A 16,637-nucleotide genomic window follows, 5' to 3' on the forward strand; every position below is an offset into this window, starting at 1 on the left:
GGTGTACTTTAAGCTTTGGTAGCGCGCCGAGCCCCGCAACCACGCGGCTGCACGGCGGGACACACACGTTCCTTATCTGACAGAGATATCTGCGAATTGTAACGCTTCGTTACATTCGATCCGAGTTAATCCTAGACCATGTAACGAACAAATAAACAACGCCGACAGATTTCATTAAGGGAAAACCTCGGCCTTTCCTTAATATATATGCCACCTAACGCGGGGCGTCTAGCTTGATTTCGTGCTGCCAGTAAATCGGCAATACCGGGTTGACCGGCAGCTGGTCGTAGTAGTCCCACGGATCGTCGCTGAGCTCGAGCGTGCGGCCGGTCGTGAGCGCAAATTTAAGGTTTGCCACGAATCTTCCGGGCGTCAGCGGGGCACGATAGGACTCAAACAGCTCGCGGAAGTCCTTCGTGTAGAGCACCCAGCGCGCCAGCTGCGCCTCGTTCTTGTCGATGAACGGCGGCAGCAGATTGAGGTCGTCGGCCGAGTCGGCGGCCTGCCACTCCATGGGCAGGAACTTGTCGTGGCCGATGCGCCCATCCTCGATGCGCGGCTGGCGCGCGGCGAGCGGGTTGGCCAAGCCCACGTTGTCCACGACGCGGACGTCCAGCGGCGCGTTCATGCTCGTCATGCCGAGGTTGAGCAGCACGACGGTCATCGGCATCTGCGCCAGGTCGGTGGCCTCGCTCGTGTGCCACACCGGCACCCACGAATAGGAGATGGGGTCCTGCGTGGCGAGGATGGACGTCATCTGTCCCGCGTTCTGCTGACGGCTTTCCTCCATCTTCTCCTCCCAGTCGTTCATGAGCGGGATGGTGAGGAAGTCGGAGGCCACCAGCGGCGGGGTGTCGCGCTTGGCGTACTGCGTCCAGAACTCGCGCTCGTCGACCACGCCCAGCGGCTCGGTCGAGCCCGTCGGCGGGATCTGGTACGGGTGCCCGCCGAGAACGGCGGCGATCGACCACCACACCCCGCCCGCAAACAGCGCGAGCGAGCCCCAGTGCGCGAGCGTCATGCACCCGCCCAGGTCGTAGACCTTCACCACCGACACCGGCAGCAGCAGCGTGAACAGCGGGAGCAAGAGCATGCGCCCGTGCATGAAGTCGCCGCCGACCTTGATCACGTAGACCACGTGCAAGACACCGCAGATCAGCATGAGAATGACGGCGCTGGCAGGGCGTCGCAAAGCGAAAAAGCGCTCCTTAGTAGTTGCTTGTCGACGCTTCGCTGGCGAGTCCGCTGCCGAAGAACGGACGTGGAGCAGCGCGAGCGCACCGGCGGCCGCCGCAATCGCCAGGCCCAGGTAGAGCGCGTAGGGCTCGGCGAAGTTCTGCACGTACTCCCAGCCCACACCCCACTCGGAGCCGGACGCGGACTTCGCCACCGCGGTCTGCGGCACGAGCAGCCCGTAGTAGCCCATGCGGAAGAACTCGTAGCCGCCGGGAAGCGGCAGGGCCCACGCGAGCACCACCAGCGCCTTGCGCCAGGAACCCGCGGTGGCCAGCAGCAACAGGATCGCAAGCCCGCCGTACATGGCCAGCTCCGGGCGCACGAGCCAAGACAGGCCCGACCACAGGGCGAGGAGATAGAGGCTCCCATCGCGCCCGCGGGCCTCGCCGCCTTCCGCGGCGGTGGGAGCCGACTGCGCCCAGCGGACGAGCAGCAGCCACTGCACCGCGATCCACAGCAGGCACAGGCCCCACTCGAGTCCGGAGGTGGCGAAGTCGCGCGCGGGCGGGAGCGAGATGTACATGAGCCCGCCGAGCGGGAGGAAGAGGGCGCCCGCGCCCTTGTACAGGCGCGAGGTGGCCCACGCCGCGATGAGTAGGGCGGCGGTGGTGAAGATGAGCGCGCACCACATGGCGATGTACTCGAGCTTGGCATCGCTCAGGCGGGCCACCGCGTAGATGACGTACTGCCACACGGTGGAGGTGTTGGCCTCGACGCGCTCGCCGGCGTTGAAGACGGGGCCGTTGCCCGCGAGCAGGTTCCGGACAGTGCGCAAGACGATGAGCCCGTCGTCGCTCATCCAGCGGCGCTGCCAGCCGCCGATGAACGTCAGTACAGCAACCGTCACCGCGGAAAGGAGGGCAGTGACAAAGTTGAGGTTGCGCGCTTTACTCATGAAGAAACACCCTAGCACCGGGGCGGATATAACCCCGGCACCCTCCGCCGATGGCCAGGCGATCGTGTCCATATCGTTGCCGACCAAAGTGATGCATGCGGCGCCGCGCGCTCCTCAGGTCGCCGCCTCAGTCGCAACAAAAATGGCCGCCCCGAGGGGCGGCCACATTCAAGGTTCCGGTGAGGCTAGAGCGCCGGGATGACGTAGACGGCCATGCCGATGCAGGCCACCCACGCGAGCGCGAGGACCTGCAGCGCGCGGTCGGACAGCGCGAGCTCGTCGGGGGCGCCGCCGTTGCCGCGGTCGATGTCCATCGCGTAGCGCAGGATGGCCACGGTGAACGGCACCATGGACACCTGGTACCACACCGACGCGGAGCCGCTGGCGCTGCTTGCCATCTCAAAGCCCCACAGGGAGTAGGAGATGACCACGGCCGAGGCAGACAGCGTCCACACGAACCGCAGGTAGGTGGCGGTGTAGCCCTCGAGCGACTTGCGGATCTTGGCGCCGGACTTCTCCGCGAGCAGCAGCTCCGCGTAGCGCTTGCCGGAGGCCATGAACAGCGAGCCGAAGGCGGCGACCAAGAGGAACCACTGCGAGAACTCGATGCCCGCCGCCACGCCGCCGCCCATCGCGCGCAGCATGAAGCCGGAGCTGACCAGGGCGATGTCGATCACCGGCTGGTGCTTCCAGCCGAAGCAGTAGCCCAGCTGCAGGACGATATAGACGGAGATGACGATGGCCAGACCGAAGGAGCTGGCCAAGAGGCTGACGCCGATGGCTGCGATGATGAGCACGATCGCCATGGCGTAGGCCATGTTCACCGGCAGCACGCCCGCCGCGATGGGGCGGAAGCGCTTGGTCGGGTGCGCGCGGTCGGCCTCGACGTCGCGGGCGTCATTAATAAGGTAGATGGACGACGCCGCGAGACAGAAGACCACGAAGGCGATGACCACGTCGATGAGCGTGCGGGTGTCGAACAGCGCGTCCGCGCCAGCCGACATCGGGGCCGCCAAGACGAGGACGTTCTTGACCCACTGCTTCGGGCGCAGCGCCTTGATCATGCCGTCGAGGAGGTTCTTCGGCGGATGGTGCTTCGTGTCTACCTCATCCAGGCCGCTGGTGTGCGGCTCGGAATCAATGATGCCGTTTTGCTCGGCCATTTCTAGATTGCCTTCCCAATTCGAGCGACCGCCTCTGCAGTCGCGGCTCCCACGACCGCGCCGGTGAGCACGTCCGTGGGGTAATGCACTCCGAGAACCATACGCGAAATCATCATCACGGGCACACCCAACAGGGGCAGGGGGTTCTTGGTCAGCTTCGCCAGACTCACCAGCGCCGCCGAGGTCGACGTGGCGTGCGAGCTGGGGAAACTCAGCTTGCTCGGGGTGCCCACGCCGATCTTGATGCGCTCGTCGTGGGGGCGCTTGCGCCGCACGATGCGCTTGACCACCACGCTGATCGCGTGCGAGACGAACGCGGCAACCGCCAGCTCGATCCACTGCTTGCGCCGTTGCTTGTCGACGAGGGCGCCTACGGTTCCCAGCCCCATCCAGCCGAGGGCGTGCTCACCGAAGTGGGACAGCCCCCGCGCGGTGGCCAGCACGCCCGGCTTGTCGCCGATGGCCTCCTGCAGCGCGACGAGGACGTCGGCCTCGCTCCTGATCGTGGTCGCCACCTTTAGCTCTCCTCACCTGGTTCGAAGATCTCGGACCACGCCTTGCGGCTGGTCATCTCGGCGTGCGCCGCGCGGTAGCTGCGCTTGAGCTCCTCGAAGCGCTGCGCCACCTCCTTCTGCAGGCGGCGGGACTCGTTGAGCAGCTCCTTGGCCTGCTCGAGGTTGCGCTTGCGGTAGACCACGCCGCGGCCATCCGCAGTGGTCACGGTTGCGCCATCCAGGCGAGACAGGCTAAACCAGCGAGCCTCGACCGGAGCCAGGTTGGCCTGCGGCACCTCGTAGTGCTTCGGGTCCGCCTTGCTCAGCGAGTGCTTGAGCCCCTTGGCCAGCCACACGGCCTTCTTGATGGGGGCCAGGCGCCCGCCGATGTCCTGGATCGGCACGCCCGGGATGCCGGACGGCGCGGGCAGGTCGGCTGCGGTCGGCAGCACGACGGCGTCCGAGTAGGTCTTGCGGATCGCGGCGATCCGCGGCAGGGAGGTCTCCAGGATGTCGAAGAAGTGGTCGGGACCCGCGAGGAAGTCCTTCATAGCCTCGTTCTGGATGGCGACGGTGGAGTACTCCAGGCAGAGCAGGTGCTTGAAGGTGGCCTTCTGCATGCTCTTGATGATGCCGTCGACCGGACCCTCGTGGTAGTTCGCTGCCACCACCAGGCGGTTGCGCAGGTGGAAGTAGGCCTGCCAGTCGATGGCGTCGTCCTTGTCCGACCAGGCCATGTGCCAGATGGCGATGCCCGGCCAGGTGGCCGTGGGGTAGCCGTGCTTGCGGGCACGCAGGCCGTACTCGGCGTCGTCCCACTTGATAAACAGCGGCAGCGGCTGGCCGATCTCCTCGGCGACGACGCGCGGGATCATGCACATCCACCAGCCGTTGAACTCGGCGTCGATGCGGCGGTGCAGGTCGATGGAGTCGGTGACGACCTTGGGGTTGCGGGCGTCGATCGGGTTGGCGTTCTCGCCACGATCGGACAGCGGGTGCGCCGAGAAGTCGTGGTCGTAGTGCACGTGCGGGGCGGACGTCCACATGAAGTCGTGGCGGCCGATGACCTCGCCCATGGTGTGCAGGTGGCTGCGCTCCTGCAGGTTGAGCATCTGCCCGCCGACGAGGATCGGGCTCTTGGCGTAGCGGGCGACCTGGAGGGCACGCAGCACGGAGTCGGGCTCGATGGCGATGTCGTCGTCCATGTAGAGGATGTACGGGCTCTTCTTCGCGCCCGCGGGCTTGTCGCCGTCCACTCCGCCGAGCGCCTCGTACATGATGCGGGAGTAACCGCCGGAGCCGCCAAGGTTACCCTGGCGGAACTCGAAGAAGCGGTCGCCGAAGGCAGCGGTGGCGGCGGCGTAGCCGGGCTCGTCGGCCGGGTGCTTGTTGCCCTGGTCGGGCATGATGACGGTGTCGATGATCGCGTCGACCTCGGGGTCGGAGGCGAGCGCCTCGAGCGCCGCCACGGCGTCGGCCGGGCGGTTGAACGTAGGAATACCCACGGTCACGCGCGGCTCGAAGGGGCCGACCTTCTCGCCGTTGGGCAGGGTCTGTGGGCCCGGCGCGCACGGCGCGAACCAGCCGGCGTTGGCGATGGTGGCGTCGGTCTCCGTGGTGATCTCGTACCACAGCCAGCCGCCGTCCTCGAAGGGCTGCAGGGACAGCTCGAACTCGATCGCGTCGTTGGAGACCACGGCGCCCTCGACGGCGATGCGGGCGCCGTCGATCTTGGAGCGGAACACGTCCACGCGCACGGTGCCGGTCACCTCCAGCCGCAGGACCACGGAGTCGAGCTGCGACCAGCGGCGCCAGTAGCTGGCGGGAAAGGCGTTGAAGTAGGTCTGGAAGCTGACCTCGCTGCGGGCGGGGATGCTGAGGCTCGTGCGGGACTCCCACGTCGCGCGGTGGTGGTTGCGCTCGGACTCGATGAGGTAGAGCATGCGCACATCGAAAGGCTCACCTGCGCGGGGCAGCAGGAATCGCTGCAGCTTCTCCACTGCCTTCGATTCCTTCTGCTCCTTGGGTGCCTTCGTTTCTGTGCTTGTGTCAGCGCTCATAGGAGGCGGAAACCTTTCTGAAAAGTCTGTTCTGCCCGTTATCGGTGACGGGCACAGTTCACGTTTCAAGCATAGTTGCCCGCACCCACGCCGACGCTCACAAACGCACCTTCTGTCACAAAAACCGCAGCGTCCGGCGCGCGTGGGTTACGCGTGTCGGCCGCTTTAAGTACAGTCGGTTTCATAAAGCACTGTCGCCGTTTCCTCGAAGGAAGGACGAACTCATGCGACGCACCGCGCAGCTATCTGCACTGCTAGGCGCCCTGTTCATGGCGGTCGTGGCCTTGGGCCTTGCCCCGCACGCCGCCGCCGCAACCCCGCAGCAGGTTACCGTCTACGACCCCGACGACGTGCTGAGCGACCAGGAGGAGGCCACGCTCAGGGACGAGACCGCAAAGCTCGACTTCCCGGTCGACGTGCCGCACGTGGACTACATCGTCAGCGCCACCGCCACAGCCCCGTATGACGACTGGGTCAAGGACTTCGGCCTCAATCAGCACCGCGAGCTCATCAACGCCGAGGGCAACAAGTGGGCCGACGGGCACGTGCTGTTCACCGTCGACGTCAACCTCCGCAAGATGGGCACCTACGTCGGCGAGGACCTCAAGGAACCGCTGGGGTACACCAGCGACGCCACCAAGTACGTCGACTCCATGCAGAGTGACTTCAAGAAGGGTGACTGGGTCGGCGGCCTGCTCACCGGCGCCCAGACTGTGGCCGATCACGGCTCCTCCAGCGGCTTGTCCGCTACCCAGGGCGCGCTGCTCGGCGGCGGCATCGCGGTGCTGGGAGTCGGAGCCGCGGGCGTGGCGGTCGCTGCCACGCGCAAGAAGCAGCGCAGCAAGGCGCTTACGGACTACGACACCGTGGCCACGGACTACGCGCGGCTCGCGGGCGAGCTGGACTCCATCGACGTGCGCGCGCATTCGCTCCGCTCGCCCATCGCGGATGCCGCTTTACGACGCCAATGGGAAGAGATCAAATCCGGATTCCTTAACTATCACGACGCCATGATGCACCTTCCCGAGAAGGCGGATGAGAAGGCGATCTTCGCCCGGCGCAAGGAGTTCGCGTCCGCCGCCGGCAGCGTCGAGTCGCTGCGGCATGCCGAGGCCAACATCGAGACGATGTTCAAGATGGAAAACGGCGACACCGACACCCGCCTGCGCGAGCTTCTCAACCTGCGCGAGGACATCCTCAAGGCCCGGGTCGAGGCAAAGGATTCGGCGATCGCCGAGCGCATCGGCGAGCTCGACGCCCGCAGCCAGGCGCTCATGAAGAGCCTCGACTCCCCCGCGCTCATGGACGAGTACTCGCAAATCGTCTCCGAATTCGGAACGCTCACCCAGGCGCTGGCCAAGAAGCAGCTGACCAAGGCCAACCTGGACAAGCACGAAACTCCCTCCCTGGGCTCGGCCGACTGGCACCCGGGATACGGCTACAACAACTACGTGCCGTTCATGCTCATGAGCACCTGGCACAGCGAGGCCGTCCAGGCCGCGAGCTCGTCTAGCACGGCCTCCTACTCCGGCGGGTTCTCCGGCGCGGGCGCGTCGGGAAGCTTCTGACCCGGCCACAACGCCCACGCGGCGGCGGCCACCCCGACGCCGAGGGCGGCGCCGGCGAGCACGTCGCTGGGCCAGTGCACGCCGACGTAGAGCCTGCTTGCGCCCACCAGCACGGCAAGCAGCCACGCGGGAAGGGTCCACCAGCTGCGGAAATACAGGGTCAACGCCATCGCGAGCGCGAACGACGCGGTGGCGTGCCCGGAGGGAAACGAGTAGTTGTGCTCGGCCACCAGGTGCAGGGCGGCGTCCGGGCGGGCGCGCCCCACGAGCTGCTTGATCGCGCTGCTCGCGGCCCACGCGGCACCGACGGCCACGAGGGGGAAGGAGGCGCGGGCGTAGCGTCGATAAGCAAGAAACGCCGACAACCCGCCGCCCGCGACGAGGATGAAAAACGGGCGGGTCGACTGCGTCAGCGCCACCACCGCTGGCGTGAGCGCCGGGCTGCGGTGGGCGATGATCGCGTCGAGGATCGTGGCATCCACCTAAGAAACGCCCAGCTCAGCCAGCAAACCGCGGACCTTGCCCTCAACCTGATCGGCGATCGCGCGCACCACCGCGATGTCCTTACCCTCGGGATCCTCGACGTCCCACTTCACGGTGCGCTGGCCGGGGACGCCCGGCACCTCGTCGACGCCCATGAGCACGACCACGTCGGAGGCGTGCACGACGCGCGGGACGATGCCCTTCTGGTAGAGGAAGCCGTGGTCGATGCCGCGCTCGGTGAGCACCTGCAGCACCTGGGGGTTGATGCCGCCGGTGGGGTGCAGGCCGACGGAGCGGTAGACCACCTTCTCCCCCGCGAGGGCGTGGGTGAGCGCCGCGGCGAGCTGGGAGCGGCCGGCGTTGCGCTCGCAAACGTAGAGGATTTCCTTGCGCGAGTTGGCGCCCTTTCCGCCGGACTCCGCCAGCTCGTGGAGGCGCTCGGAGGCGTCGCGCTCGACCATGACGGGCACGAAGTCGGCGATCTTGGCGTCCTTATTCTCGTCGATGGCCTCGTCGACGATCCGGTCGATCGTGGCGGCATCGAAGGCGTGGCCGTAGCGTCGGTGGAGGTCTTCGCGGACGATGGCAAACTTGTCGATCATGTTAGTTAACCCCGTGTTTAGATTGTTTACTCAGAATTAAGATTACCGCAGGTAAACGCGTATAAATAACCACGCAACACTAACATGATGTCGCCAATAAATTTGCACTGGGGAGGGCAGAAATGCAAAAACCCGGCCCCGCCGTGAGTCGGGGGGGGCCGGGCACATGCCTCAACTAGCGCGTGATACCTAACGCCTTACTCGTCGTCGCCGGTCAGCGCGTTGTGCGTGAAGCCAGCGATGAGCGCGCCCAGGATCGGCGCGACGAAGAACAGCCACACCTGGCCGAGCGGCGCGGAGCCCGCGTAGAGGGCGACGCCGAGGGAGCGGGCCGGGTTGACCGAGGTGTTGGTCACCGGGATGGAGATGAGGTGGATGAGGGTCAGCGTCAGGCCGATGGCCAGCGGGGCGAAGCCCGCCGGTGCGCGCTTGGAGGTCACGCCCAGGATCACCCACAGGAACACGGCGGTGAGCAGGGTCTCGATGATGAATGCGGAGAGCATGGAGTAGCCGTGCGGGGAGAGGTCGCCGTAGCCGTTGGTGGCGAAGCCGGACTTCACGGCGTCGAAGCCGTCCTTACCGGAGGCGATGACGAACAGGACGCCGCCAGCGACGATGCCGGCGACCAGCTGGGTCACGATGTAGGGGATGACCGCCGCGGACTCGATGCGCTTGGCGGCCCAGCAGCCCAGGGTGACGGCCGGGTTGAAGTGGCCGCCGGAGAGGTGGCCGAAGGCGTAGGCGCCGGTGAGCACGGTCAGGCCGAAGGCGAGCGCCACGCCGAGGTATCCGATGCCCGCCGGGAACCCGGCCGGGGTCTCCGCGGTCGCGGCCAGCACCGCCGAACCGCAGCCGCCGAAGACGAGCCAGAAGGTGCCGAGGAACTCGGCCCACAGTCGCTTAGTCATAGGAACCTGCACAGAAAATGTCTCCTCACAAGAGTTGGTGCGCAGGGGCGTACGTATTAGACGTGCAACATAATAGCCAGCCTTTTTCTTATTTGCACCTCAGGTTTCTGGCTCCACCCAAAAACCTAACTGAATCCCCATGTCAATAGGGCTATTCTTGATCGCAACTCTTCGGGCAAAAAGCACTCGACCAACACTCCCCTTCCGGCGCGCGAGCAGCGCGCGCCACCCTCGGCGCACCGGCATGGCGTCGGCAAGCAAAATGCCATTGCCATGGCGAGAAATCTCTGTAGTATGGGCTAAATCACATTCTGTTGCGCAAAATGCAAAAATGAGCCTTTCCTCAAGTTTTCCGCATTCCCGCAGGGAGTGGCGCTTTTACATTCGCTTTCTGTCCGTTTATTATCTTCCCCGAACTAAGTAATATTCACGGAGGATCACATGTCTCAGCAGTCCCTCGGCTGGCATCGCCTTCTCGACTGGCGGCCCACGTCTGTGCTGGCCCGCATCGGAATCGTCTTGCTACTCGTCGCCCCCATCTCCATCGCCGGAACGCTCATGTGGGCGATGTGGGACCCCTCGAAATACATGCGCGACATCAAACTCGCCGTGGTCAACGAGGACGCGGGCGTGACCAGCCGCGGCGAGTACACCAACTACGGCGACCAGATCGTCGAGGGCCTGCTCGACACCGATTACCTGAGCTTCACCGACACCAGCGCGGACGACGCCCAGGAGGGGCTCACGCGCGGCAAGTACATGATGGTGGTGACCATCCCTAAGGTCTTCTCCGAGGAGGCCGTCACCATCATCAGCGACAACCCGGTGCGCCCGACCATCAAGTTCGCCACGAACGACTACTACGGCACCAACAGCTCGGTGATCACCGCCAGCCTCGTGCCCAAGGTCCAGACCAGCGTGGAAAACGCCATCACCAAGAAGTACGCGGATAAGGTCATCGCGGGCTTCGGCAAGCTCTCGGGCGGGCTGAACCAGGCCGCCGACGGCGCGGGCCAGCTCGACGAGGGCGCGGCCAAGCTGCAGGACGGCGGCGCACAGGCGGTCGACGGCATCGCCAAGCTCGACGACGGCGCGGGCCAGCTGGCCGACGGCACCACCCAGCTGACCGGCGGCATCGGCGAGCTCTCCCAGGGCGCCAACCGCCTCCAGGACGGCGCGGGCCAGCTCTCCACCGGCATGGACACACTCGTCGGCGGCACCCAGCAGCTCGCCGACGGCGCGGGACAGATCCAGGGCGGCGTCACCCAACTCACCGACATGCTCATCCCCCTGCTCACCCAGGCTCAGCAGGTCAGCCCCTCCCTCAGCCAGGCCGAGCAGATCCTCCGCCAGGCGGGGATGACCGACCAGGCCGACCAGATCCACGGCATCGCCAGCAAGCTCGACCCCGCCAACAGCGAGAACATGGTCAATCAGCTAGGCCAGCTGCGCGACGGCACCGCGCTCCTGCACGACAACCTCGCCAACCCCGACTCCCAGTACCTGGGCGGCGTGCTCAAGCTGCAGGACGGCGCGCACCAGCTCGCCGACGGCACCACCCAGCTCACCGCGGGAATCGGGAGGCTCAGCGACGGCGCCACCGCGCTCGACAGCGGCGCCCACCAGCTCGCCGACGGCACCGGTCAGCTGCGCACCGGCGGCGACCAGCTGAAAGACGGCCTCGACCAGCTCAAGGACGGCACGGGCGAGCTGTCCACCAAGCTGTCCGAGGGCGCCGCCTCCGCGCCGACCATCACCAAGCCGGACGTCTCCGCGCAGAACATGGCCGTGCCGATCACGTTCACCTCGTCGAACGAGCACCCGGTCCAGACCGTCGTGAGCGAGACCGACCCGACCGCGAAGAAGATCACCGGCGGCGTGTCCATGCTCCTCGTCTTGGTCTTCGGCTCGCTCATCATGCTGCTCATCTCGCTGCTGCTGCCCTACTACTTCGGCCGCGGCACCCGCACCGGCGCGTCCATCACCAGCGCCTGGCTGACCAAGACCGGCGCGAACACCGCAGCACTCGCGATCCTTGCCGTCATCTCCCGCGCGCTCGGCTGGCACCCGGTCTCCTGGCTCGCGATCGTCCCGGTCATCATCGCCATGGCCGCCACGGGCGCGGCCGTCTACCAGCTGCTGCAGGTGCTCTTCGGTCGCCGCGCGGGCGGCGCGGTGGGGCTCGCCTTCTACGCACTCGGCATCATGGTCTTCGGCGGCGTCTGGCCGGTCGCGGCGATCCCGTCCTTCCTGCGCGCCTTCCACTTTGTGCACCCGATGACCTACGCGAAGATGGCGTTCACGCGAGGTACGGACGGCATCCTCGACTACTCCTACTGGGCGCCGCTGGCGGCGCTCGCCGCGTTCACCGCGATCGCGCTGGCCATATCCGTTGCGGTGCTTCACGCCCGCCGCGTCGGCGCCGCCCAGCCCATGCACGGCCAGGAGAAGGTCAAGGTGGTCTCGGAGGGCACGTTCGCGCCAGCGTAGTTGGCCGTTGCTTGTCGACGGCCAAAGGTGGCTTTCCTTTCATTTGAGTGGTGGTCAGATGGCGCCATCACCAAACATGCCCGAGGCTGCGCACCGCGCCTCGGGCATGTGACTTTGCTTCAGGATTGAAGTCTCACGGTATCGACTCCACCAACCGGTACCGTTGCTTCGGGCTTCGCAAAGCCTCCATTCGCTCTACCATCCCTTCCTCAATCAATTGATTGAGAATCTTCCGGACCCCATTCTGGGAAAGACCCGCTGCTGCGGCCAACTCCCGCGAGGTTGCGGAGTAGTGCTCCCGTAGGTAGCTGATTATCAGTTCCTTGTTGCCGCCGAAGGTCGCCGCAGCTCGTTCGGGTTCGGTCATCGCTCTCCGCAGGAACGTCAAGCTAAACGACGTCAGTGAATCCCTTGGGGTTGGGGGCGGGAGCAGTTCTCTTGCCAGCTCATCAATGATTTCTGCATAACCAGTGCCGCGATTGTCTGCGACAAAGCCCCTCCCAGCGACGCGGCTGGGCGTTACCTCAAGCAGTGCAGAAAGGTGCTGGTTCCTTGTGCTTGAGATTCCGTACTTGCCGAGGCTCTCAATCGTCACAGCACCGTAGAGCCCACCGGGATTCGTGATTTCCAGCCGGTCAACGAAGAGATCGACTTGGACTTGGCTTCCCCGCGCCTGCGGCGAGTAGTCCCTGTGCATGAGCGCGTTCGTGATTGCCTCACGGACCGCGACCGGCGGGTAGTCCGGCAGATCCTTCCGGAATGCCCCCTTGACTACCCCTCCCAGCCGGGTATTGCGAGCCACAGCTTGCACCGTCTCGTACACCAGCGTTGGGATCGGGCCGATGAATGATGCGGTATCGACGAAGCGCTGCCCCCGCGAATCTGAAGATCGATCCGTGCCGGTGTATGCCGCAAATGTGACGTTGAGTCGAGGGAAGAATTGCTGCGGATAAATACCCGCAGCAAGCAATCCGGCGAGAGTCGGCCGCAGTTTCCCGCCTTCATCCTCAACAACCATGCGAAGGCTCTTCATCGCTTTCTCATCGCTCAGTTTTCCGAAGACTTCTGCGTGGATCGTCCGCTCCCGTTCTAGGATCTTCACGACTAGATCCGGATCGAGATCATCCAGACCCGCCTCTCGGACAGGTTCTAGATCCCATGCTGGCTGGTACTTGTTCTCCTCCAAGCGGTCGATCTCATATGGTTTGAGCAGACGATCTCCGTCATGCCCGCGGAAGTAACTCCCCGCGTACTTTCCTACCGTTGCGATGTAGCAGGGTTTTTCGGATGTGGCGAGCTCGGGAACATAGGCAACGACGACCGGTGCCCCTTCAAATTCTTCGATTGAGATAGTGGCTCGGACCGGAGGCACCATCTTCTCAGAGCATGCCTCGGCAAGAGCATCAGCGATGGCATTGGCATTGAACCCCTCGGCGGGCACAAATCCAGCTTCTTCATCGATCCCAAGGATGACTGTCCCACCAGCAGTGTTTGAGAAGGCCGAAAGTGAGTGCACCAAGTTCTTCGGCAAACCACGCACCGCCGATTTCGCCTCTACCTGAGCCGTGTCAGTACGCCGCAATCGAAGACCTTGGATGAGTTCCGCCAGTTCCTGCGCTTCCATTTCCCCGCTACTTCCATCTCAACACCACACTACTTCGCACAACACTACACTCAACATCACACTGTGTGAAGTAGTGTGGAGTACATGTCTTCAGCAGAGCTGGGCACTTAGAAAGTCGATAGCCCGCAGGTCAACGCCCATTATTGATGCATCTTACCCCCCAAGCGGCTCGACATGATCGTCAATATTAGGAGAATACACCACACATACTTCACACTTAACACTTCACTTGGCGAAGTAGTGTTGAGTTCACGTGCGAGTCACTGTGGTAAGCACCACTTTCCCTAGAGAGGACCGGTGGAATTAGCAGCCCTTCTAGCAGCAGGAACCCATTCAGCCGGCACTTCTCGTCCAGCACAAAGAATCTAGACACCACACCTACTCCACACTCAACACCCCACCGTGTGGTGTTCAGTGAGGCGTTGCGCAACGTCGCCTCACCCCTCCCCAATCCAGAAGGCAATCACGCCGGTCCTCAAGCATCTGCACCCCCAACCATCTCGAATAATGAACTAATATCCTATGCGACTCCCCATTCGCGCGTAATAGTGCTCTGGATGGTTGCCGTACCCGCCACGGGCCGATATCTTTGGCTCATACACAACAAGGTTGGCCATAGTGGCAAGCCAGAACCACGCAAGAGACAACACGATGAACCAAAGGAGGCGCGCGATGTTCTACTTCCAACCGCGTTTTCCCGACTCCACAGTCACAGCACTTGTCGAGCTCCATCGCCTCACCGAGCCTTCCTCCTCCCGCGCAACCATCGAGCAGGAACTCAACAAGCGCCGCCAGAGCTACATTGCGGAGCTCAAGGCCTGCGGCGTACCTCGCGCCAAGCGGATAGCTACAGAGCTCACCATCGCGGAGGCCGAGGTGGAGATCGATGCTCTGGTCAGATTCTCCACAGCCTGTGCCCGATCCTTGAAAGCCGCGGTCGAGGTCCAAGCATTCCTCGCAACACTTCAGATCCTCCGCGCCCATCCAGACATGTCGAACGAGCAGTGGCTACTGTGCCAATTACGTGAAGGCGGCTAAGAGTGCGAGCTTCGCGAAGCACTCGCAGAGAATGCGGGAATTCATCCAGCGGCGTAGCCGTCCCTTCCGCCGCCACTAACCCAACAAGAACAATCACGGTGGTTACCACTGAAAAACTGATCCTCGATTTGCAGGGGATTGCACGCCTCGCAGGGGTGAGGCGGCACACTGTCACCACATGGCGTCATCGCTATGGCAAGGACTCGGACACGCCATTCCCCGCTCCGTTAGACCGACGCACCACAAACAAAGCTCGACTCTTCGATTGCACACAGATCATCGAATGGTTGGAAGCTACAGACAGAGCACCACACCGCGATCTCCGAGGTGACGCCCCGTTCTACTCCATCCTCTTCGATGAGGTAGCGGAGAATCCCGGCACCGCCAAAGCCCTCATCCACTACGCCAAGAACGGCAATTGGCCTCAAGGCACAAGCCTAAGCACACAGAATTCCCTCGACGCCCTTATCGAAGCGGCCTACGGCCTCGAGCCGCTCATCCGTGCGCTGCGGCTGCGTGCGGAGAGCCACCGCTCCGAAAGCCTGAGCCCGCAGGCACTGTCCACTCTAGGTCGAGTTATTGCGCGTTCCTCCGAGGCGATGCGCGTTCCAAGCACCCAGTTCCCACTGTCCGTGACTAACGACATGGGGCTCGCCGCGCTGTGCCACGCCACGGAGTTCCTTCCGCAGGGTGAATACGCCGTCTACTATCCAAACGCCGCCGCTCAAAGCGACCTAGGCCGCCTCGCGCTCGCCGAGCTCGCCGCAGCCCAGGACGGCAGAGCCTTCACTGAAGTACACGTCCCCGACGGTCCCGGTTTCGCCGAAAGCATCCCCGCCAGTACCCTCCTCGTACAGGTTGATCTGAATGCACACCAAGAACCAGAGCAGCTATTCAACGACCTCGAGAACCTCATGCTCAGCCTCGACCGCAAGGGCGCGGCGCTCGTGATCGCCCCGGCGCGGCTTCTCACCGAGAACACCGACGACAACGCCACATCAATGCGGCGGAAGTTCCTCTCCCAAACGGAAACCTCCCACATTGCGCCCCTTCGCTACAGCGCGCGGCTACCGCGCTCGTGGCAGGTAGGCGGCGGCCAGCTTCAGCCCGCGGTCTGGGTCCTCAAACAACACCACGACCCCAACTTCCCTGTCGCGGTGGCAGACCACAGCGGCCTCTCCACGAGCCAACCAGAGCTAGAGGCCTTCACCTCTGACCTAGTCACGGCGCTATGCACGCCAGATCTGCTGCCACGAGCGAACCTCCACAATGCGGAGATCGTCGAGGCGACAAGGGCGTGGCGCTCGGATCGCGTCGCGCCCGGTAGCGCACGCCGCGCCGACGTCGACGCACCCCGACTCGGCGACCTTTGGGCCACCGCGCGGGCTGCGGGCCTCGAGGAGGCGGACTTCGACTTCGTCGACGCCACCGTCGAGCCCGGCCCGAGCCGCCCCTATTCCGTCATGACGGTGCCATGGGACAAGGCGACCAAGCGCGGAGCATCGCAAGTCCTGACAGTATTCCGCGGGACCCGCATGGACACAGCCACTCCGAGCACAACCGGAGGCATCGGCGTCGTAGGCCCAGACGAGATCGCGGATCCCCGTCGCTGGAACCACCGCTCAATATCGATCTTCGAGCTCGCTGAGAGGTACCCCCGCGCGGAGATCTCGCAGCCCATGGACGTGATCGTTTGCCCCGACCAACGAAACAACCTCGCGGTTGCTGCCGTGGACTTAGAGGGGTCACACGTGGCGCAGGCTCCCGCGTTCATCGTTCGGTGTAAGACCACGCGGGGCCGCAGCAAGGAACCGCTTCGGCGCCTCGCGGTGCCGGCGCTCGTGGCGCAGGCGATTTCCGATGCGGGGACGTCGACAAGAAAAGCATGGCAGATCCCGCTTATCGACGCCGCCCAGGTGCCAGCGCTTACTCGCTCGCTCGCCGCGATCGAGGCCGAGCGCGCACGGCTTGCGGACAACCTCGCCCGGCTTCAGCGTCTTGAGCGCGCCACCCTCCACGCCGCGGCAGCCCACACGATCGCTGCGCGCGCACCAAACTAGGCCTGACTACACCTCA

The 16,637-nt window shown here is 64.4% G+C and carries 12 protein-coding genes; 4 read left to right on the forward strand and 8 right to left on the reverse strand.

The window, feature by feature from the left end:
* Positions 1-214: 214 nt before the first annotated feature.
* From zomB to B843_RS12230, 4 genes are all read right to left on the reverse strand, one after another.
* A complete protein-coding gene (gene zomB / locus B843_RS12215; RefSeq protein ID WP_025253777.1) occupies positions 215-2,131 on the reverse strand; it encodes a flagellar motor control protein ZomB in 1,917 nt (638 codons plus the stop codon).
* A gap of 185 nt (positions 2,132-2,316) precedes the next feature.
* The gene (locus tag B843_RS12220) at positions 2,317-3,294 is read right to left on the reverse strand and encodes a decaprenyl-phosphate phosphoribosyltransferase (RefSeq protein WP_025253778.1); all 978 of its coding nucleotides are present in this window, start codon (positions 3,292-3,294) and stop codon (positions 2,317-2,319) included.
* A 2-nt stretch (positions 3,295-3,296) separates the two neighbouring features.
* Positions 3,297-3,809: a phosphatase PAP2 family protein gene (locus tag B843_RS12225; RefSeq protein ID WP_025253779.1), complete on the reverse strand. Its 513-nt coding sequence runs from the start codon at positions 3,807-3,809 to the stop codon at positions 3,297-3,299.
* 2 nt (positions 3,810-3,811) lie between these two features.
* Positions 3,812-5,848, reverse strand: coding sequence for a glycosyltransferase (locus B843_RS12230; protein ID WP_025253780.1), 2,037 nt, complete (start codon positions 5,846-5,848; stop codon positions 3,812-3,814).
* A gap of 224 nt (positions 5,849-6,072) precedes the next feature.
* On the opposite strand from B843_RS12230, the gene B843_RS12235 reads away from it, so the two are divergent.
* A complete protein-coding gene (locus tag B843_RS12235; protein WP_025253781.1) occupies positions 6,073-7,416 on the forward strand; it encodes a DUF5129 domain-containing protein in 1,344 nt (447 codons plus the stop codon).
* Here the strand turns inward: B843_RS12235 and B843_RS12240 are convergent.
* From B843_RS12240 to aqpZ, 3 genes are all read right to left on the reverse strand, one after another.
* Positions 7,371-7,898, reverse strand: a complete 528-nt coding sequence (locus tag B843_RS12240) for a phosphatase PAP2 family protein (RefSeq protein WP_025253782.1) — start codon at positions 7,896-7,898, stop codon at positions 7,371-7,373. The two genes, B843_RS12235 and B843_RS12240, sit on opposite strands and share 46 nt — an antisense overlap.
* The gene (locus B843_RS12245) at positions 7,899-8,501 is read right to left on the reverse strand and encodes an arsenate-mycothiol transferase ArsC (protein ID WP_025253783.1); all 603 of its coding nucleotides are present in this window, start codon (positions 8,499-8,501) and stop codon (positions 7,899-7,901) included.
* A 197-nt stretch (positions 8,502-8,698) separates the two neighbouring features.
* Positions 8,699-9,409, reverse strand: coding sequence for an aquaporin Z (gene aqpZ, locus B843_RS12250; RefSeq protein WP_025253784.1), 711 nt, complete (start codon positions 9,407-9,409; stop codon positions 8,699-8,701).
* A gap of 441 nt (positions 9,410-9,850) precedes the next feature.
* Here aqpZ and B843_RS12255 point away from each other — a divergent pair, with 441 nt between their 5' ends.
* The gene (locus tag B843_RS12255; RefSeq protein WP_025253785.1) at positions 9,851-11,899 is read left to right on the forward strand and encodes a YhgE/Pip domain-containing protein; all 2,049 of its coding nucleotides are present in this window, start codon (positions 9,851-9,853) and stop codon (positions 11,897-11,899) included.
* Positions 11,900-12,032: 133 nt separating this feature from the next.
* Here the strand turns inward: B843_RS12255 and B843_RS12260 are convergent, their stop codons facing one another.
* Entirely contained in the window at positions 12,033-13,523 is a 1,491-nt protein-coding gene (locus tag B843_RS12260; protein ID WP_025253786.1) for an ATP-binding protein, read from the reverse strand.
* Positions 13,524-14,141: 618 nt separating this feature from the next.
* Between B843_RS12260 and B843_RS12265 the strand changes: the two genes are divergently transcribed.
* A complete protein-coding gene (locus tag B843_RS12265) occupies positions 14,142-14,561 on the forward strand; it encodes a hypothetical protein (RefSeq protein ID WP_169729857.1) in 420 nt (139 codons plus the stop codon).
* A 287-nt stretch (positions 14,562-14,848) separates the two neighbouring features.
* The gene (locus tag B843_RS12270; protein ID WP_155895164.1) at positions 14,849-16,621 is read left to right on the forward strand and encodes a hypothetical protein; all 1,773 of its coding nucleotides are present in this window, start codon (positions 14,849-14,851) and stop codon (positions 16,619-16,621) included.
* Positions 16,622-16,637 lie beyond the last annotated feature (16 nt).

The organism is Corynebacterium vitaeruminis DSM 20294 (genome assembly GCF_000550805.1).
Lineage (GTDB): Bacteria > Actinomycetota > Actinomycetes > Mycobacteriales > Mycobacteriaceae > Corynebacterium > Corynebacterium vitaeruminis.